Below are 19,263 nucleotides of genomic sequence, written 5' to 3'. Positions count from 1 at the left end.
ATATGAAAAAAAGACTGGATATCATGATGGTGGAACAGGGACTTGCACCGTCACGCGAAAAAGCAAAAGCGTATATCATGGCCGGGGAAGTATATGTCAACGGTCAGAAGGAAGACAAGGCTGGCTCCATGTTTGCTGAGACTGTCAAGCTGGAGGTAAGAGGAAAGACTCTTCCTTATGTCAGCAGAGGCGGACTGAAGCTGGAAAAAGCCATGAAAAATTTTGGCGTGACGCTGAAGGATAAGGTGTGCATGGATGTAGGCGCATCCACCGGCGGTTTCACAGATTGTATGCTTCAGAACGGAGCGGTCAAAGTCTATTCCATTGATGTGGGATATGGACAGCTGGACTGGAAACTCAGGAATGATCCAAGAGTTGTATGCATGGAAAAAACAAATATCCGCTATGTGGTACCGGAAGATCTTGAAGGTCCGGCAGCATTTTCTTCGATCGATGTTTCTTTTATCTCCCTTACAAAAGTGCTTCTTCCTGTAAGAAACCTTCTCACAGAGGACGGAGAGATCGTATGTCTCATCAAACCTCAGTTTGAGGCCGGCAGAGAAAAAGTCGGAAAAAAAGGCGTTGTCCGTGATCCGAAAGTCCATGAAGAAGTCATTGAGAAAGTCAGAGATTATGCCATGAGCATTTTTATGGAGCCCTGTCATCTTTCCTTTTCTCCCATCAAGGGACCTGAAGGAAATATTGAATATCTCCTTCATCTGAAAAAACATCCGGAAGGAACAGAAGTACCTGTGAGTCTTGACGTATCCGTAGAGGATGTGGTAAAGGAAGCCCACGGACAGCTGGACTGATGTTTGGAAAGGACTGAAGCAATATGGACAGATTTTATATAATTCCAAACAGTGCCAAGGATCCGGAACTGACATTTTCTAATAGGATCATTGCCTATCTGGAGAAGCATGGTGCCAGGTGTCATGTGCAGAAGATCACCGAAAAAATGGAAGGACCGTATCATTATACGGACCCGGATGGGATTCCGCAGGATACACAGTGCATTATTGTACTGGGTGGAGATGGAACACTTCTGCAGGCTGCAAGGGATGTGGTGCATCTGGATATCCCTCTTCTTGGAATCAATCTGGGAACTCTGGGATTTCTTGCCGAGGTGGATAAAAATTCCGTGTATCCGGCTCTGGATCGGCTTCTGTCAGATGACTATGAGCTGGAAGATCGTATGATGCTGGAAGGAAAGATCTATCGTGGAGAAGAACTTATTGGAAAAGATATCGCATTAAATGATATTGTGATCGGAAGAGAAGGACATCTCCGTGTGATCCGTTTCAAGAATTATGTTAATGATGCATATATGAATTCATACAATGCAGATGGTATCATCATTTCCACTCCGACCGGTTCTACCGGATATAGTCTGTCAGCGGGAGGTCCTGTGGTTTCTCCCAGTGCCAGTATGATGATCATGACCCCCATCGCTCCCCATACTATGAACACCCGAAGTATCATTCTTTCCGGGGAAGAGGCAGTTACAGTAGAGATCGGTGAGGGAAGACATAATACCATTGAGAAAGCGGTGGCCTCTTTCGACGGGGATACCCAGATATCCATGGTCACCGGTGACCGGATCGTGATCCGGAAAGCCACAGTCAGGACAAAAATCCTCAAGCTGAACCATCTGAGCTTTGTGGAGGTTCTGAGACAGAAAATGAGTAACAGCTGATGCAGGAGGTTCAATTTTGAAAGTAGCAAGACATGAAAAAATTATCGAACTGATCCGTCAGTACGAGATCGATACACAGGAAGAACTTGCAGCAAGACTGAATGAGGCCGGTTTTAAGGTTACGCAGGCTACCGTATCCAGAGATATCCGTGCTCTGAAAATGACAAAGGTTGCAGGCAGCAACGGAAAGTCCAGATATGCGATCCTGGAAGAACATACACCGGATGTGTTAAGTGATAAATATTCCAGAGTTTTGAAAGATGCAGTGATCGCTATGAACATCGGACAGAATATCGTAGTGGTAAAAACAATTCCGGGAATGGCCATGGCGGCAGCAGCAGCTCTTGATGCTATGAAATGGCCGGAAATCCTGGGATGTATTGCCGGAGATGATACCATTATGTGTGTGGTGAAAACCTCTGAACAGGCACCGGGTGTAGTTCAGAAGCTTGGCGGGATCTTATCCAGAGGAAAATAAAATGACAGAATATGTAAATGCTTTATACCAGAAAGGAAATCAATGTTAGTACATCTGCATGTAAAAAATCTTGCACTGATAGAGGAATCAGAGGTGGAATTCGGACCAGGCTTAAATATCTTAACTGGTGAGACCGGAGCCGGAAAATCCATTCTGTTAGGATCCATACAGCTTATCCTGGGTGGAAAAACTTCCAGAAGCATGATTCGTGAAAATGCTTCCTATGCCCTGGTAGAGTTGCTGTTTCAGGTTGAAAACACGAAAGCCAGAGAGTCCCTTGCGGCGCTTGACATCTATCCGGAAGACGGACAGGTGCTGATGTCCCGCAAGATCATGGACGGCAGAAGTATCAACAAGATCAACGGAGAGACAAGTACTGTCAGCCAGATGAAAGCAGCAGCAGCCTGTCTTCTGGACATTCACGGACAGCATGAGCATCAGTCACTTCTTTATGGAGACCGCCAGCTGGCTATTTTGGATGTATATGGAAAGGAACAGATCCTTCCTGCCAGGGAGAAGGTCCGGAAAGCTTATCAGGAGTATCGGGACTGTGTGGATCAGCTGAAAGCACTGGATATGGATGAGGAACAGCGCAACCGTGAAAAAGCCTTTCTGGAATTTGAGATCAATGAGATCGAGGAGGCAGCTCTTATTCCGGGAGAGGACGAAACACTGGAGGATCGCTACCGGAAGCTGAGCAATGCCAGAAGAATCATGGAAACAGCACAAATGGTCCGTGGGATGACCGGATATGAACAGGGCGCCGCAGATATGACCGGAAATGCCCTGAAAGAGTTTTCAAGAATTGCAGATTACGATAAGGATCTTGCACCTTTACAGGAAGCTCTTGTGGAAATCGATTCACTTCTCAGTGACTTCTGCCGTGATCTGTCCTCTTATATGGATAGTTTGACTTTTGACGAAGAAACTTTTTTTGAAACAGAAAAAAGACTGGATCTGATCAATAGTTTGAAGGCAAAGTATGGACAGACGATCCATGAAATTTTGTCTTATCAGAAGGAACAGCAGGAAAAATTAGAAAAACTTCAAAGATTCGAAGAAAATTTCCGGTTACTGAAAGAAAAACTTATGCAGGCAGAAAAGATTCTTGAGGAAGCTTCGCATGAACTTTCAGAGATCCGGAAAAAATACAGTAAACAGCTGGATGAAAAGATTATCGAAGGATTGAAGGAACTGAATTTTGAGGATGTGGATTTTTCTATCCGTTTTGACCGCAGAAAAAATTATACAGATAATGGTTATGATGCGGTGGAATATGAGATTTCCACAAATCCAGGTGAGAGCAGAAAACCGCTGGGACAGATCGTATCCGGTGGTGAGCTTTCCAGGATCATGCTTGCCATCAAAGCGATCCTTGCAGATAAAGATCAGATCGATACACTGATCTTTGATGAGATCGATACAGGGATCAGTGGGCGTACTGCACAGAAGGTCTCTGAAAAAATGGCAGTGATCGGACAGCACAGGCAGGTGCTTTGTATCACACATCTTCCACAGATCGCAGCAATGGCAGATACCCATTTTGAGATTGAGAAACATGTAGAAGGAACAGAAACTATCACCCAGATCCATCCTTTGGAAGGAGAGGAATCTGTTCGTGAGCTTGCCAGACTTCTGGGAGGTGCCCAGATCACGCCGGCTGTTCTTGGAAATGCAAGAGAGATGAAGGAATTGGCACAGCAACAAAAAAATACAAGACTGAAATAATTTATACGTTACATACTAAGAGAGGACGGCCGAAAGGTCGGTCCTCTTTTTTAACCGAATCAAGTCAGTTTCCTGCTTCAGTTGCGAAAAGCAATAAGCAGTGGGTGGGGATTTGCTTGTATCAGAAAATTACAAAGGATGTGACGTAAGATGAACAGAAAAAGAAAATACCGATGTTGGCTCCTTGTATTTCTTGCGCTGGATCTGATTCTGATGGGATGGCTGGGCTACCGGCTTTTGGACAGAAAGATCCCGGATCAGATCCTGGTGGATCATGAGGACAGCCGGGAAGTAGCCAATCTTCTTAAACGCCCTTTTATCAGCTTTGATGATGCGATCACCGTTTCAGGAAAAGACAGCTATAAGTTGCACTGCAGACTCTTGGGAGTGATCCCTTTTAAGGATGTGAAGGTAAAAAATATAACTGCAAAAGAAGTATATGCAAGCGGAGATGCAGTAGGTATTTATATGCAGACGAAAGGAGTTCTGATCATTGATACAGGCGAGATCCTTTCGGAAAGTGGTGAGATGGAAGAACCGGCCCGGGACATTGTAAAGCCGGGAGATTATATTGTGGCTTTTGATCAGAACCGGATCCAGTGCAAGCAGGATCTTCTGGAGGATCTTGCAGATCTTTGCGGAGAATCTGTAACACTGAAGGTTCGCCGGGGAAAAGAGACGATTCCCCTGTCCCTGACGCCGGTGAAAGATGAAAAAGGAAAATACAAGCTTGGCATCTGGGTGAGGGACGATACACAGGGAATCGGAACCCTGACTTATGTGGACGAAAATGGAGGGTTCGGTGCTCTTGGTCACGGGATCAGCGATGTGGATACCGGCGAACTTTTAAGTATCGCAGATGGAAATCTTTACAACGCCCAGATCCTGGGGATCCGGAAAGGAGAAAAAGGAAATCCCGGAGAACTATCTGGTCTGATCCGATACGAAGCCGACAATATCCTGGGTGAGATTTCCGAAAACAGTAAAAACGGCATTTTTGGAACTGTGGATGCTGATCAGGTGAAAAATCTGGATCTGAAGAAGATTCCTGTAGGTTACAAACAGGATCTGAAAATTGGACCCGCATCTGTTCTCTGCTGCACAGACGGCGAAGTAAAAGAATATGCCGCAGAGATCACCAGGATCGATATGAACCATGAGGATTCTAATAAGAGCTTCGTGATCCAGATCACAGATAAAGAACTCCTGGAAAAAACAGGTGGGATCGTTCAGGGAATGTCTGGAAGTCCTGTGCTTCAGAACGGAAAACTCTTTGGTGCTGTGACTCATGTATTTGTGCAGGATTCTACCGGCGGATATGGGATTTTTATTGAAAATATGACAGGCAATGCATAATCTGCAGTTGAGGAAAGAGGCACAAAAACATGGAAAAAGTCCGGGAAAAGTGCCTCTTTTTTATATGGGGAAAAATGCCGGATACAGATGGAAATACCTGCATTTTGGTGAATTTTGTGATATATAAGAGAAAAAATGTCGAAAAATATCGTACGAAAGTGTGATAAAATAACTACTTTTATCTTGATTTTACTACAGGATTTCCACTATAATAATTTTGTCGCCAGCAAGGGGAAAGCGCAGGCAGCTAACAGTGTCGGTTACTGCCGTGGTGACAGGGGGTATGTCTGGAAACCCAAGGAGATAGAAGTTAGGAGGGTCCTCATGGACAAATTAAATGTTGCAATTGCTGATGATAACGCGAAAATGACAGACATGCTCGGTCAGATGATCGAAGAAGATAAAGACCTTGAACTGGTCGGAAAAGCACACAACGGAGAAGAAATCTGTAACATAATTAAAGATAAGGAGCCGGATGTGGTGATTCTCGACATCATTATGCCGAAGATGGACGGCCTTTCCGTTATGGAGAAATTTTCCCATAACGCAAATGTCAAAAAAGTTCCAGTGTTTATCGTATTATCTGCAATTGGACAGGAGAGGATTACAGAGGATGCATTCAGTCTTGGAGCAGACTATTATGTTTTGAAGCCTTTTGACAACACCACACTTTTAAACCGGATCAAACATATTCGGAAGATTGGGGACAGAAGAGTGCGGGAGATTGCAAGGCCAGGTATCACAGAAACCAAAAAGCCTCAGCCGGAGAGGAATTTGGAAACCGATGTGACGAATATCATTCATGAGATCGGAGTTCCGGCACACATCAAGGGGTATCAGTATTTAAGGGATGCGATCATTTTGTCTGTCAATGACATGGAAATGCTCAATTCCATTACCAAGGTATTATATCCAACCATTGCGAAACGTCATCAGACAACACCGAGCAGAGTGGAGCGGGCGATCCGACATGCGATCGAGGTGGCATGGAGCCGGGGAAAGATGGATACCATTGATGAATTGTTTGGATATACTGTAAGCACCGGAAAAGGGAAACCCACGAATTCTGAATTTATAGCACTGATCGCAGATAAAATCAGACTAGAATATAAAAATCGGTCTTTAAATTAGATGAATTTTGGAGTATAATCATAAATAAAAACGGGTGTACCCAGGGAGGGGAATACAGATGAAAAAAATTCTGTTTGCTACATCAGAAGCAGTACCTTTTATCAAAACAGGAGGACTCGCTGATGTTGCCGGCTCACTGCCTAAGTGCTTTGACAAAAAATATTTTGATATACGCGTGATCTTACCGAAATATGCCTGCATGAAACAGGAATGGAAAGACAAAATGGAGTATGTGACCCATTTTTATATGGATCTGGGATTTAAGAACTGCTATGTAGGCATTATGCAGATGCAGTATGACGGGATCCAGTTTTACTTCATTGACAATGAATATTATTTCAGCGGACCGAAACCTTATGACAGCGCACCATGGGATCTTGAGAAATTTGCTTTCTTTTCCAAAGCTGTGTTATCGGTTCTTCCGGTGATCGGATTCAGACCGGATATCATCCACTGTCATGACTGGCAGACAGGACTTGTTCCGGTTTACCTTCACGATTCTTTCCAGGAGAATGAATTCTTCCGTGGAATCAAGACTGTTATGACAATACATAACCTGAAATTTCAGGGTGTATGGGATGTTAAGACTGTTAAGGATATCACAGGCCTTTCCGATTACTACTTTGCGCCGGATAAACTGGAAGCATACAAGGACGCAAACTTCTTGAAGGGCGGTATGGTATTTGCAGATGCCATTACCACAGTAAGTAATACCTATGCAGAAGAGATCAAGACACCGTTTTATGGTGAGAAGCTGGACGGACTTCTCAATGCGAGAGCCAACAGCCTGCGTGGTATTGTAAATGGTATTGATTACAATGAATTCAATCCGGAGACAGATCCGAATATCACCAAGAACTACAATGCAAAGAACTTCCGCAAGGAGAAGATCAAGAACAAGATCCAGCTTCAGAAAGATCTTGGACTTGAGCAGGATCCGAAAGCTATGATGATCGGTATTGTATCCCGCCTGACAGATCAGAAGGGATTTGATCTGATCGCTTATATCATGGACGAACTGTGTCAGGATGCGGTTCAGATCGTTGCTCTTGGTACCGGTGAGGAACGTTATGAGAATATGTTCCGTCATTTTGACTGGAAGTATCATGGCAAGGTATCTGCACAGATCTACTATGATGAGGCAATGTCTCACAGAATTTATGCAGCATCTGACGCATTTCTGATGCCGTCACTGTTTGAGCCATGTGGCTTAAGCCAGCTGATGAGCCTTCGTTATGGAACTCTTCCGATCGTCAGAGAGACCGGTGGTCTGAAGGATACAGTTGTCCCGTACAATGAATTCGAGGGAACAGGAACAGGATTCTCCTTCGTAAATTACAATGCACATGAAATGCTTGCTACGATCCGTTATGCAGAGAGTGTATATTATGACAAGAAACGTGAATGGAATAAAATGGTAGATCGCGCGATGGCTGCAGATTTTTCCTGGAACAATTCCGCACGTCAGTATGAGGAAATGTACAATTGGTTAATTGGTGAGTAAGGATTCACCGAAGCGGTTCTCGCAATAAAAAGGCGCAGACGACAGATAATATGTCGTTTGCGCTTTTTTATTGCGGGAATATACATGGATGTTATTGTATGTCTGCAAAAAAAATATGAAGGTGTTTGTTTATCAAACAGAAATTGTGCTAAAGTGAGAAAAAATATAAATGTTAATGATAAATAACTTTTGAATTGGTATTATTTGTACGAAACTTATCAGATTAATCAGTTATTGTCAAATAACTTAAATTGTGTTACATTTATATTAGTACATCGTTTTTGAAATAACTATACCATTCACTTGTCTGTGAATCCGATTGATATAGTTATTTACGAAACGATGTACCAGTGGATAATACAGATATATGTATTGACCATGTAAATTGTACTTATGATGAGGTGACAATATGACACTGGACAAATTAAAGACTGGAGAATGTGGCAGAATCATCAGTGTTCGTGGCGAGGGGGAGCTGAGACATCATCTTCTGGATATGGGGCTTACACCGGGGACAGAAGTGTCTCTTCGTAAAACAGCTCCTATGGGAGATCCGGTACAGCTTGTGCTGCGCGGATATGAGCTGACATTGCGGCTGGCGGAAGCTGCAAAGATTGAGATCGTATCGATCGAATCCATGACGGAAACGAAGAAAGAAAATGAACGGCATCAGCCGATTGCACATCCTGGTGTGGGAGAACTTGGAAAGGCTCGAGATTATCGTAAGAACCGGATCGGTGATACGATTCCCAAAGGGGAACCGATCACGTTTGCACTGGCAGGTAATCAGAACTGTGGAAAGACAACTCTTTTTAATCAGCTGACAGGTTCCAATCAGCATGTTGGTAACTTTCCGGGTGTAACTGTTGACAAGAAAGAAGGAAGCATCCGGAGGCATCCGGAGGCAACGGTAACGGATCTTCCTGGAATCTATTCACTTTCCCCGTATTCCAGCGAGGAGATCGTAACAAGAGATTTTCTGCTGAATGAGAAGCCGACAGGAATCATTAATATTGTAGATGCTTCCAATATTGAGAGAAATCTTTATCTTACCATGCAGCTGATGGAGCTTGGAATCCCAATGGTGCTGGCCTTAAATATGATGGATGAGGTAAGGGCAAATGGAGGCTCTGTTCGGATCAATGAACTGGAGGAGATTTTAGGAATTCCGGTTGTACCTATTTCAGCAGCGAAGAATGAAGGAATTGATGAGCTGATCGATCATGCAGTTCATGTTGCAAGATACAGAGAAGCACCAGGAAGAATTGATTTCTGTACTGACAATCAGTCACCGAAGGATCCGGTAGGCGCACTTCACAGATGTATCCATGCAGCCGTTCATCTGATCGAACCCTATGCAAAAAAAGCAGGACTTCCTGTACGTTTTGCAGCTACGAAGATCGTAGAGAAAGATTCTCTGATCGAAAAACGTCTGGCTTTGCCTGAAGGTGAAAAAAAGGTTCTTGATGGGCTGGTACATGTTATGGAGAAGGATGGCGGTCTGGACCGTGAGGCAGCTCTTGCGAACATGCGCTTCAATTTTATTGAAAAGCTTTGTGAGAAAACTGTGGTAAAACCGGCAGAAAGCCGTGAACATAAACGAAGTGTCGCCATAGATCGTATCCTTACCGGAAAATATACAGCAATTCCCTGTTTTGTGGGAATTATGGCAATTGTATTTGTGATGACGTTTAATTATCTGGGAGCCTGGCTTTCAGACGGAATGACTATGGTCGTGAACTGGGTAATTGCACTTATTGGCAGGGGACTGGAGGTGGCAGGTGTCAGCTCAGTACTGCAGTCACTGGTTGTGGATGGAATTTTAAGCGGTATCGGAAGCGTGATCGGATTTCTTCCTACGATCGTTACTTTGTTTTTCTTCCTGTCAATCCTGGAAGATACCGGATATATGGCTCGTGTAGCCTTTGTTATGGACAAGCTCCTTCGAAAGATCGGACTTTCCGGAAGAAGCTTTGTGCCGATGCTGATCGGATTCGGCTGTTCGGTGCCGGCCATTATGGCAACCAGAACATTATCCAGTGAACGTGACCGGAAAATGACGATCCTGATTACTCCGTTTATGAGCTGCAGTGCCAAGCTTCCGATCTACGGACTTCTCACCAGTGCATTTTTCCCGAAGCAGTGGAGAGGAGTTGTGATGATCAGCCTTTATTTTGCAGGAATTCTCTGCGGGATCCTGTATGCGCTGATCCTGAAAAAGACGAAATATAAGGGAGAGCCGGTTCCGTTTGTTATGGAGCTTCCCAATTACCGGCTTCCTTCTGCAAAAAGTGTAGGACAGCTGATCTGGGAAAAGGCGAAGGACTTTATCCAGAAAGCGTTTACAATTATTTTTGCGGCAACGCTGATCGTGTGGTTCCTGCAGAACTTTGATGCAGGTCTTAACCTTGTTACCAGCACAGATCAGAGCCTTCTGGCAAGGATCGGAAGCATCGTGGCACCACTTTTTGCTCCGCTGGGCTTTGGTGACTGGAGAGTATCCACCGCATTGATCACGGGCTTTATGGCAAAAGAGAGTGTTGTGTCTACGCTGACAGTCCTTCTGGGTGGAAATACGGCGTTGCTTCAGACTTTATTTACACCGTTTACTGCTTACGTATTTTTGATCTTTACTTTGCTCTATACACCCTGTGTTGCAGCTATTGCAACTGTGCGTCGGGAGATGGGAACTGTAAGAGCTGCCGCTGGTATTGTAGCAGTACAGTGTGCCACTGCATGGATCGTTGCGTTTGCGGTACATGGTGTGGGAATGATGCTTGGATTATAGAAAAAATACCTTACATATGGCTTTTCACAAACTGCAGAAAACATTCTGCAGAGGTTGTGAGAGCCATATTTTTTTTATGGGCAATTCCAACAGATAGCTTTTCCAGTCCATTAACCGGGACAGCAACAAGCGAAGGCTGACGAAAGAACTGAAAGCTGCTTTCTGTAAGAAGACTGATCCCTTCGCCAATTTCCACTGCGCTGACAATAGATTCTGCACGGGCAGTACGCAGAAGCTGAGGGTGGATCCCTGCATTATGAAAACTTTGCATACAGAAACAGTAAATGGAAGTGTGCGGAGGCATCAGGATAAAAGATTCTTTTTTCAGTTCGGAAAGAGAGACCGATTTTTTGGACGCAGAGGGATGAGCTTCAGGAAAAACAGCAACCAGACGGTCTGCTGTGAGAGCATGAAAAGTATAGAGCTCCGGGTCTATCATGTGTTTTCGTACAAAGATCAGATTAAAAAAGTCTTTTTCAAGACCGGAAAGAAGTTCTTCGTCTTCTACCTCCTTCAGAGAAAAAGAAAGCTCCGGGTGTGTATCACAAAAACTGTGTATCACAGAAGTAAGATGGTACTGAGAAAGAAAAGGAAGTGTTCCAATATGAAGTGCCTGGAGCTTACTGTCCTTAAAATGGTACACTGCTTCCAGAGAACGATGATACTGTCTGGAAATCTTAAGTGCTTCTTTGTAAAAAAACTCTCCTTCAGGAGTAAGCACAGCAGTACGCTTGCTGCGGTCCCATAAGGTAAGCTCCAGTTCTTTTTCCAGTTTCATGATCTGCTTGGAAAGGGAGGACTGGGAGATATGCATAGCTTCTGCAGCATCAAAAAAAGTCCGGGATTGAGCTGCACAGATAAAATAGTCGATCTGTTCAAGAGTCATGGTAACACCTGCCTTTTAGAAAATAGTGACAAATCATTCCATATTGGAAACAATTATATCATAGAAAGAATTGATTCACCATGTAAAAAAGAGATAAAATAACATAAGAAAATAAAGATGTTACTGAGAACGGAGTGAACAGTAATATAAAGATAACGCAGGAGGTTTTTTATGGCAGAAAAAGTAAGAGATCTGAGAAGTGCTCTGGCACTTCTGGAGCAGATGCCAGATCAGCTGATCGAAACAGAGGTGGAAGTTGATCCGATGGCAGAGCTTGCAGGGGTATATCGTTATGTAGGAGCCGGTGGAACGGTGAAGCGTCCCACAAAGGAAGGACCTGCCATGATCTTTAATCGTATAAAAGGACACCCGGATGCAAGAGTAGCTATCGGTCTTCTGGCAAGCAGAAAAAGAGTTGCTGCTTTACTTGACACTCAGCCGGAAAATCTTGGAAAGATGCTCTGCAAAAGCGTGGAGAATCCAATTCCACCGGTCGATCTTGAAAGTGATGCACCGTGTCAGCAGGTGGTGCATAAGGCAGCAGATCCGGATTTTGACCTCTATAAGCTGGTTCCTGCGCCAACGAACACACCGGATGATGCGGGCCCGTATATCACACTTGGCATGTGCTACGCCACACACCCGGATACTGGAGTTCACGATGTGACCATTCATCGTCTTTGCATTCAGGGAAAAGATGAGCTTTCCATTTTCTTTACACCTGGTGCCAGACATATCGGAGCAATGGCAGAGCGTGCTGAGGAGCTGGGACAAAGGCTGCCGATTTCTATCAGTATCGGAGTTGATCCTGCTATTGAGATCGGTTCCTGTTTTGAGCCGCCTACAACACCACTGGGGTATGATGAGCTGTCTGTAGCCGGTGCACTGCGCAAAGAGCCGGTGGAACTCTGTAAATGTTTAACCGTTAACGAGCGTGCCATCGCCAATGCGGAATACGTGATCGAGGGAGAAGTGATCCCGGGTGTGCGTGTAAAGGAAGATCAGAACAGCAATACCGGATACGCCATGCCGGAGTTTCCGGGATATACAGGGCCTGCAAGTGATCAGTGTTGGCTGATCAAGGTTACAGCAGTGACACATCGTGAAAATCCGATCATGCAGACCTGTATCGGGCCAAGTGAGGAGCACGTATCCATGGCGGGAATCCCTACAGAAGCCAGCATCTATGGCATGGTGGAAAAAGCAATGCCTGGAAGACTTCAGAACGTATACTGCAGCAGTGCCGGAGGTGGAAAGTATATGGCTGTCCTTCAGTTTAAAAAGCTTTCTCAAAGTGATGAGGGAAGACAGCGTCAGGCTGCACTTCTTGCATTTTCCGCCTTCAGTGAGCTGAAAAATGTATTTCTGGTAGATGAAGATGTGGACTGCTTTGATATGAATGACGTACTTTGGGCGATGAATACGAGATTCCAGGGGGATGTGGATATGATCACCATTCCGGGTGTCCGTTGTCATCCTCTTGATCCATCCAATGATCCTGCATTTTCTCCAAGTATTCGTGATCATGGAATTGCATGCAAGACTATTTTTGACTGTACGGTGCCTTATGATCTGAAGGAAGATTTTCACAGAGCCCGTTTTATGGAACTGGATCCGGAGAAATGGCTGAAAAAATGAAAAAGAGAATTATAGTTGGTGCGACAGGTGCAAGCGGCCTGCCGCTCCTTGTAAAATGTCTGGAGATCATCCGGGAGAATCCGGATTTTGAGTCTTATCTGATCATGAGTTCCAGTGCAGAGCTGACTCTTCGCCAGGAGACGGAGCTGGAACCGGAGGATGTGAAACGATTGGCAGATCATGTATGTGCACCGGGAGAAATTGGGGCAAAACCGGCCAGTGGTTCTTTCAAAACAGAAGGGATGCTGATCGTGCCCTGCAGCATGAAGACGATCGCGGGGATCCACAGTGGCTATGCGGATAATCTTATTCTGCGTGCGGCAGATGTGACGGTCAAGGAACAGAGAACACTGGTGCTGGCAGCCAGAGAAACACCGTTAAGCGGGATTCATCTCCGAAATCTTTATGAGCTATCCATGCTTCCGGGAGTACGGATCATTCCGCCGATGCTGACGTTTTATCATAAACCGGAGAGCATTGATGATATGGTGTATCATATTGCGGCAAAGCTTTTGGAACCGTTTGGGATCGAAGCAAAGGAGTATCGCAGATGGAATGGATTGTAAAAGAGTGTGTGGAGACTGCAGGCTGTGAGCTGGAGGTCAGTGCTGCATTTATCGGAGAGGATGTGCTTATCTGTCTGAAAGGCGGAGAGAGACCTCATCTGGGATGTGTGGTGCAGACGGAACCGAGAGTGTCTCTGACAGGGGATGATTCTGTGAGTGCGACTTCTTCAGTTTTGAATTTTCCGGGACATAAGGACGAGGTGATCTGCCGGTGGATGGCGGAGAAGGTTTCGAAAGAGCTGGGAAAGAGAGTGGTTTGCACCGGGGGATTTCATAAGGATGGTATTTCGGAGAAGGAGATCCGGGAGGTACAGGAAAGTGTTGTGCGTCTGACAGAGAAGGTGATAGAAGGATTGCAGCGGTAGTTGAGTAACGAACGGCTGGAATCTGCTAAAGTTATTTTCCAAAAGTCTGAGACTTGCTTCGCTCAAACAGCGAATTTTTGAAAAATAACGCAGATTCCAGCCGTCTAAAATGTTTCTGTATTCTATTTATTTTCAAATATATTCTCGCGGGTAATATTCTTAGCCCACTTCCCACTAAGATACCTTTTGATCACCCATGGCCACTTCACAAATTCATCCGTACAGAGCAGAAAATACACCCACATAACCGGCAACTTCAGTACAAAAGCAGCGAAAAATCCAAGGGGTACTGCATATACCCACATATCAATGGTATCACAGATCAGACCAAACTTTGTATCACCACCTGCCCGGAACACACCGGCGATCAGGGTTGTATTTACGGCAGACCCCATAATATAGTAGCTGTTGATCAGAAGCATATATTTCAGGTAATGCATGGCAGTGGGTGTCAGGGACGCAAATCTCATTACGAACGGTGTGATGGCAAGAACGATAAGTCCGCCAAAAAAACCTGCAATAACAGTAAGCTTCAGTGTTTTGGAAGCATAACGCCTGGAACGTTCCAGATCACCCTGCCCCATAACATTGCCTAGAAGGATACCTCCTGCACTGGCAATACCGAAACAGAAAACAGAGCCGATATTACGGACTACTACAACCAGAGAATTGGCAGCAACCGCATCCGTACCAAGGTGCCCCAGGATCACAGAGTACATGGAAAAACCAATGCTCCAGGAAATATCATTACCAAGAGCCGGCAGGGAAAGCCGCACGAAATCATTGAACAGAAGTTTGTTTTTTGTGAACATACATCGAAGATCCAGTCGGACATTTTTGCTGAAAGCAGAAACAATAAAACAGGCGATCAGCTCGATCATTCTGGAAAGTGCAGTAGCAATAGCCACACCGGTAGCACCAAGCTTGGGTGCTCCGAACAATCCGAAGATAAAAGTCGCATTCAAAAGGATATTCAGTCCAAATGCCAGCATATTCATCGCCATGCTGGTAGTTACCCGGCCAATGCTTCGAAGAACAGCCAGATAAACCTCCGTCATACCCCAGCAGATATAGGTGATACCCATAATGCGGATATAGGAAGAACCAATGGCCAGAAGCTTCGGATCATTGGTGAACAGTTTCATCATCATCTGCGGCATGGTAAATGCAACGAGCGCCACGAGAATAGAGATGATCATGGAAAAACGAAGAGCGATTCCCTCGATGATCTGAATGGCTTTGTAATCTCCCTTTCCATAATACTGGGCACAAAGCAGGGTGGCTCCCGTACCAAGACCGTAATAAACCATAAACAGGACATTGGAATAATTCGCTGCCAGGGATACTGCGGAGATGGATGACTGACCTACAAAGTTCAGCATGATAACATCGGCAGAATTGACCGCTGCACTTAGCAGGTTCTGAATGATGATGGGGATGACAAGCTTAACGATCTGTGGATAAAAATCATCCCGCTGTGAAAGTTGATTTCTCATTTCCTCCTCCAAAAAAATACAATTACAATGACGTGAAAAACAGTAAATCACATACATGGTAACTGTGTCAGCTTTTGTAAAAAATGAAAGCAGACATGATTGCACGATAACATAGTTTGCAGGCAGTGTCAATCGGCAAACTGCAAAATTGTTTAAACAACTTACGGAAAAATGACGAATACAAAAAATGCATAAAAAATTATATCAGCAGTTGTTGAGATTTCCAATCCATGATAAACTGAATGGAGATATTTTTCAGAGAAAGAGGAGTAAAAAATATGCCAGTTTTTGATTTCAGCGCAGCGCCGGCAGATAAAAAAGAGACAAAAAGCCAGTGCACATATACAACATTTCGTTCTAATGAAACAAAAGCCACACCGGAGAAACCGGTGCTGATCCTGGATAACAGCAAAAGAGAGTGGAAACATCATTCCTGCGGATATTTTTCCAATCCTGCGAAGCAGATTGCATTTGAGTTTAAGGAAGAGGACGGTGTTTTTCCGGCAGACATCCTGAAGATCGATTCCCGTTTTACAAGCCTGATCAAATGGCTCGGAGAAAATCATATCAACATCCGTCTTTCCGGACAGAATACAGAAGAAGGATATGCTGTTTACAAAATCCGTGAGATCGCTTTTGGCGGAGGCACCAAGCTTTCTGCTGAGGACGGATTTCTTCAGTTTATGATCGAGCGTCTGTTTGCAAGCAGTGCGCCGGCAGAAGAAAATGAGAACGATGAGGAGGAAGAAGACGGTGACGATATGAAGCTTACCAGTATTCAGAGTATCACCGACTTTATGAACTGTGCCGGAAAGACTATGCCGGATAATATCCGTCTCTGGGCAAGAAGAAATCTGGCAGTTGCCCGTTCTCATGAGGTTTCTCAGGAGGAAAGACGCCATGCCCAGAGAGCACTTTCCATCATGATGAATATTCAGTGGAAGCATAATTATTTTGAGTCTATTGATCCGAAGGAAGCACGCCGTATCCTGGATGAGGAGCTTTATGGAATGGAGCGTGTAAAACAGAGGATCATTGAGACGATCATTCAGATCAACCGTACTCATACACTTCCTGCTTACGGACTGCTTCTTGTAGGACCGGCAGGTACCGGTAAATCTCAGATCGCTTATGCAGTTGCAAGAATCCTGAAAATGCCGTGGACAACCTTGGATATGAGTTCGATCAATGATCCGGAACAGCTTACAGGAAGCTCTCGTGTTTATGCAAATGCCAAGCCTGGAATCATCATGGAGGCTTTTTCCATGGCAGGAGAATCCAATCTGGTATTTATCATCAATGAGCTTGACAAGGCTGCATCAGGTAAAGGAAACGGAAATCCGGCAGACGTGCTTCTGACACTGCTGGATAACCTTGGTTTTACAGATAACTATATGGAATGTATGGTTCCGACAGTTGGTGTCTATCCTATTGCCACAGCCAATGATAAGGCACAGATCAGTGCACCTCTGATGTCACGTTTTGCAGTGATCGATATTCCTGATTACACACCGGAGGAAAAGAAGATCATCTTTTCCAGATTTGCGCTTCCCAAGGTTCTGAAACGTATGAGCCTGAAACAGGAAGAATGTATCGTAACGGATGAGGCGCTGGACGCAGTAATTAAGAAATTTGAAGATACTACAGGAATCCGTGATCTGGAGCAGGCTGCGGAGCATATTGCGGCCAATGCCCTGTATCAGATTGAGGTGGATCATGTGAAGGCTGTAACCTTTACCCCCGAGATGGTACAGGAGCTTTTGGACTGACAAAGGGATCTGTTTTGCAATGATAAAAATGCTTCCGGAGATTTTTTCGGAAGCATTTTTGGCTGAGGGAATGCACCTGTTTATGCCGGGCCTGTCTGATCGTAAAGGAAAATTATAAAAATAATGAAATCAGGGATTGCCTGAGAAAGTGTAAATGTGTATAATGAGATAAAAGAGCGTGCGCGTGAACACAAAGCACACAGGAGAGGTTTTGGAGGGTAAAATATGGCAGTAACATTACAACAGATTGCGGAAGCAGCAGGAGTTTCAAGAGGCACTGTGGACAGGGCACTGAACAACAGAGGCCGTATCCGCTCGGAAGTAGAGGAAAGGATCAAAAGGATCGCCCGGGAGATGGGATATCAGCCCAGCCGTGCCGGTCGTGCCCTTGCCATGGCAAAGAGGAAAATCCGTATCGGTGTGATCCTTCAGTATATGGAGACTCCTTTTATGCAGCAGGTTTTAAAGGGAGTCCTGGAAGCAAAAGAAGAAGTGGAGAGCTTTGGCGGAACAGTAAAGATCTATGAGATTGAAGGCGTGGAACCGGAAAAAGTAATGGCTGCAATGGAAGAACTCCGGGAAAAGGGGTTTAATGGAATCGCGCTGACTCCATCAGAGGATCAGCTTTTGAGAGCGAGGATCGATCAGTATCAGGAAGAGTATGGAATTCCGATAGTTACCTTTAATGCGGATCTGGAAGATACAAAAAGGTTATGCTTTGTGGGACAGGATACCTTTCAGGCCGGTCGTACGGCAGCAGGCCTGATGTGGGAGATGACAGGCGGAAACGGGCAGGTTGCCATAATTTCCGGACAGGTTGCCAATCCTGGTCTGATCAGCAGGCAGAAAGGATTTACGACAGAGATTAAAGAAAGCTTTCCGGGAATCGAGATCGTGGATATAAGGTATTCTTATGATGACGAATGGGTGGCATCCAAGATCGTGGAAGAACTTCTGGAGCTTTATCCGGAGCTGACCGGGATCTATATTACGGGTCATGGTGTAAAGGGTGTCTGCCAGACCTTGCAGAAGCTTGGAAAGGATAAAACCATGCATGTGATCGCCAATGATTTCCTGGAAGAAAATCTGAAATGGCTGAAAGAGGGGACGATCAATTTCCTTATCGGTCAGGATGCGGCTGTACAGGGACATTCTCCGGTGATTATTTTGTTCCAGCTTCTCTTTGACAGCAAGGCACCGGAAAAGGAATACCAGTATACAGATATTGTGATCCGGACGAAATATAATATGGGTTAAAAAGTCAGTATAAATATTAAAATTGCTGTTGTGCACGGAGTCTATAGTCAGATTATATACCAGGGTTCTGTACAGAAAAAAAGCAGATTCAGGAGGAAAAATGAATTATAAAAATGTAAAGATCGCAGAAGGTGCCAGGATCGCAAAGCAATCTGTGATCCTTGGAAATGTAACGATCGGCCGTGACAGCTGTGTATTATATTATGCGGTGATCCGCGGAGATGATGCGCCGGTAGTGATCGGAGAAGAAACCAATATCCAGGAAAACTGTACCATTCATGTGAGCCACAACATGCCGGTCCATATCGGAAACAACGTTACTGTGGGACATAATGCGGTGATCCATGGATGTACCATCGGAGACCGGACACTGATCGGAATGGGAGCCGTGATCCTGGATGGTGCAAAGATCGGAAACGACTGTATCATAGGAGCCGGAAGCCTTGTGACTAAAAATACGGTGATCCCGGATGGCTCCCTGGTAATGGGAAGTCCGGCCAGGATCAAACGAAACCTTACCTGGGAAGAGAAGCTTGGTATCGTGGAAAACAGCAAAGAATATCTTACTGTGTCCGAAGAGATGAAAGCGCAGGATGTATTATAAA

Annotated in this window: 16 protein-coding genes; 14 read left to right on the top strand and 2 right to left on the bottom strand. The window is 44.8% G+C overall.

The annotated features are described in order from the left end of the window. Positions 1-2 precede the first annotated feature (2 nt). The 8 genes from CCC70_RS11995 to feoB all read left to right on the top strand — a co-directional run bounded on the left by CCC70_RS11995 (position 3) and on the right by feoB (position 10,681). The gene (locus CCC70_RS11995) at positions 3-812 is read left to right on the top strand and encodes a TlyA family RNA methyltransferase (RefSeq protein ID WP_021650688.1); all 810 of its coding nucleotides are present in this window, start codon (positions 3-5) and stop codon (positions 810-812) included. Between the two features lie 23 nt (positions 813-835). Continuing rightward, positions 836-1,696 (top strand): NAD(+)/NADH kinase, encoded by an 861-nt coding sequence (locus CCC70_RS11990; protein WP_015524460.1) that lies wholly within the window; start codon positions 836-838, stop codon positions 1,694-1,696. A 16-nt stretch (positions 1,697-1,712) separates the two neighbouring features. Then, complete coding sequence (argR, locus tag CCC70_RS11985; protein WP_021650687.1) at positions 1,713-2,174, top strand: arginine repressor; 462 nt, start codon at positions 1,713-1,715, stop codon at positions 2,172-2,174. 42 nt (positions 2,175-2,216) lie between these two features. Next, positions 2,217-3,902 carry a DNA repair protein RecN gene (gene recN, locus CCC70_RS11980; RefSeq protein ID WP_092070415.1) on the top strand — a complete coding sequence of 562 codons (1,686 nt, stop codon included), beginning with the start codon at positions 2,217-2,219 and terminating at the stop codon, positions 3,900-3,902. A gap of 150 nt (positions 3,903-4,052) precedes the next feature. After that, complete coding sequence (spoIVB, locus tag CCC70_RS11975) at positions 4,053-5,258, top strand: SpoIVB peptidase (protein ID WP_110102998.1); 1,206 nt, start codon at positions 4,053-4,055, stop codon at positions 5,256-5,258. Positions 5,259-5,582: 324 nt separating this feature from the next. Continuing rightward, positions 5,583-6,389: a sporulation transcription factor Spo0A gene (gene spo0A, locus CCC70_RS11970; RefSeq protein ID WP_015524464.1), complete on the top strand. Its 807-nt coding sequence runs from the start codon at positions 5,583-5,585 to the stop codon at positions 6,387-6,389. A gap of 58 nt (positions 6,390-6,447) precedes the next feature. Continuing rightward, on the top strand, positions 6,448-7,893 hold the full coding sequence (glgA, locus tag CCC70_RS11965) for a glycogen synthase GlgA (RefSeq protein WP_015524465.1): 1,446 nt from the start codon (positions 6,448-6,450) through the stop codon (positions 7,891-7,893). 409 nt (positions 7,894-8,302) lie between these two features. Continuing rightward, the gene (gene feoB, locus CCC70_RS11960) at positions 8,303-10,681 is read left to right on the top strand and encodes a ferrous iron transport protein B (protein WP_173733885.1); all 2,379 of its coding nucleotides are present in this window, start codon (positions 8,303-8,305) and stop codon (positions 10,679-10,681) included. Between the two features lie 10 nt (positions 10,682-10,691). On the opposite strand, the gene CCC70_RS11955 is transcribed toward feoB, so the two are convergent. Continuing rightward, on the bottom strand, positions 10,692-11,567 hold the full coding sequence (locus tag CCC70_RS11955; protein ID WP_287084934.1) for a LysR family transcriptional regulator: 876 nt from the start codon (positions 11,565-11,567) through the stop codon (positions 10,692-10,694). 171 nt (positions 11,568-11,738) lie between these two features. On the opposite strand from CCC70_RS11955, the gene CCC70_RS11950 reads away from it, so the two are divergent. Genes CCC70_RS11950 through CCC70_RS11940 form a run of 3 tightly spaced genes read left to right on the top strand, consistent with a single transcriptional unit; the run spans position 11,739 to position 14,136 of the window. Further along, on the top strand, positions 11,739-13,205 hold the full coding sequence (locus CCC70_RS11950) for a UbiD family decarboxylase (RefSeq protein WP_287084933.1): 1,467 nt from the start codon (positions 11,739-11,741) through the stop codon (positions 13,203-13,205). Then, on the top strand, positions 13,202-13,771 hold the full coding sequence (locus CCC70_RS11945) for a UbiX family flavin prenyltransferase (RefSeq protein WP_044960990.1): 570 nt from the start codon (positions 13,202-13,204) through the stop codon (positions 13,769-13,771). The genes CCC70_RS11950 and CCC70_RS11945 overlap by 4 nt, the downstream gene beginning before the upstream one ends. Then, complete coding sequence (locus CCC70_RS11940) at positions 13,756-14,136, top strand: hypothetical protein (RefSeq protein WP_287084932.1); 381 nt, start codon at positions 13,756-13,758, stop codon at positions 14,134-14,136. The genes CCC70_RS11945 and CCC70_RS11940 overlap by 16 nt, the downstream gene beginning before the upstream one ends. Positions 14,137-14,258: 122 nt before the next feature. Here the strand turns inward: CCC70_RS11940 and CCC70_RS11935 are convergent, their stop codons facing one another. After that, the gene (locus CCC70_RS11935) at positions 14,259-15,632 is read right to left on the bottom strand and encodes an MATE family efflux transporter (protein WP_287084931.1); all 1,374 of its coding nucleotides are present in this window, start codon (positions 15,630-15,632) and stop codon (positions 14,259-14,261) included. Positions 15,633-15,910: 278 nt separating this feature from the next. Here CCC70_RS11935 and CCC70_RS11930 point away from each other — a divergent pair, with 278 nt between their 5' ends. The 3 genes from CCC70_RS11930 to CCC70_RS11920 all read left to right on the top strand — a co-directional run bounded on the left by CCC70_RS11930 (position 15,911) and on the right by CCC70_RS11920 (position 19,262). After that, complete coding sequence (locus tag CCC70_RS11930; RefSeq protein WP_287084930.1) at positions 15,911-17,401, top strand: AAA family ATPase; 1,491 nt, start codon at positions 15,911-15,913, stop codon at positions 17,399-17,401. Positions 17,402-17,626: 225 nt separating this feature from the next. Further along, complete coding sequence (locus CCC70_RS11925; RefSeq protein ID WP_287084929.1) at positions 17,627-18,658, top strand: LacI family DNA-binding transcriptional regulator; 1,032 nt, start codon at positions 17,627-17,629, stop codon at positions 18,656-18,658. A gap of 100 nt (positions 18,659-18,758) precedes the next feature. Next, complete coding sequence (locus tag CCC70_RS11920; RefSeq protein ID WP_138277317.1) at positions 18,759-19,262, top strand: gamma carbonic anhydrase family protein; 504 nt, start codon at positions 18,759-18,761, stop codon at positions 19,260-19,262. Position 19,263: the final 1 nt, after the last annotated feature.

The organism is Blautia sp. LMAG:89 (genome assembly GCF_008679485.1).
Lineage (GTDB): Bacteria > Bacillota > Clostridia > Lachnospirales > Lachnospiraceae > Blautia_A > Blautia_A fusiformis.
Note: the sequence above shows the minus strand (reverse complement) of the source record. Positions and strands in the feature narration are given on the sequence as shown.

Excerpts from the sequence above, each read along its gene's own strand:
- CCC70_RS11995 (WP_021650688.1), top strand. The coding sequence starts at position 3 with ATGAAAAAAAGACTGGATATCATGATGGTGGAACAGGGACTTGCACCG.
- CCC70_RS11990 (WP_015524460.1), top strand. The coding sequence starts at position 836 with ATGGACAGATTTTATATAATTCCAAACAGTGCCAAGGATCCGGAACTG.
- recN (WP_092070415.1), top strand. The coding sequence starts at position 2,217 with ATGTTAGTACATCTGCATGTAAAAAATCTTGCACTGATAGAGGAATCA.
- spoIVB (WP_110102998.1), top strand. The coding sequence starts at position 4,053 with ATGAACAGAAAAAGAAAATACCGATGTTGGCTCCTTGTATTTCTTGCG.
- spo0A (WP_015524464.1), top strand. The coding sequence starts at position 5,583 with ATGGACAAATTAAATGTTGCAATTGCTGATGATAACGCGAAAATGACA.
- glgA (WP_015524465.1), top strand. The coding sequence starts at position 6,448 with ATGAAAAAAATTCTGTTTGCTACATCAGAAGCAGTACCTTTTATCAAA.
- feoB (WP_173733885.1), top strand. The coding sequence starts at position 8,303 with ATGACACTGGACAAATTAAAGACTGGAGAATGTGGCAGAATCATCAGT.
- CCC70_RS11955 (WP_287084934.1), bottom strand. The coding sequence starts at position 11,567 with ATGACTCTTGAACAGATCGACTATTTTATCTGTGCAGCTCAATCCCGG.
- CCC70_RS11950 (WP_287084933.1), top strand. The coding sequence starts at position 11,739 with ATGGCAGAAAAAGTAAGAGATCTGAGAAGTGCTCTGGCACTTCTGGAG.
- CCC70_RS11945 (WP_044960990.1), top strand. The coding sequence starts at position 13,202 with ATGAAAAAGAGAATTATAGTTGGTGCGACAGGTGCAAGCGGCCTGCCG.
- CCC70_RS11940 (WP_287084932.1), top strand. The coding sequence starts at position 13,756 with ATGGAATGGATTGTAAAAGAGTGTGTGGAGACTGCAGGCTGTGAGCTG.
- CCC70_RS11935 (WP_287084931.1), bottom strand. The coding sequence starts at position 15,632 with ATGAGAAATCAACTTTCACAGCGGGATGATTTTTATCCACAGATCGTT.
- CCC70_RS11930 (WP_287084930.1), top strand. The coding sequence starts at position 15,911 with ATGCCAGTTTTTGATTTCAGCGCAGCGCCGGCAGATAAAAAAGAGACA.
- CCC70_RS11925 (WP_287084929.1), top strand. The coding sequence starts at position 17,627 with ATGGCAGTAACATTACAACAGATTGCGGAAGCAGCAGGAGTTTCAAGA.
- CCC70_RS11920 (WP_138277317.1), top strand. The coding sequence starts at position 18,759 with ATGAATTATAAAAATGTAAAGATCGCAGAAGGTGCCAGGATCGCAAAG.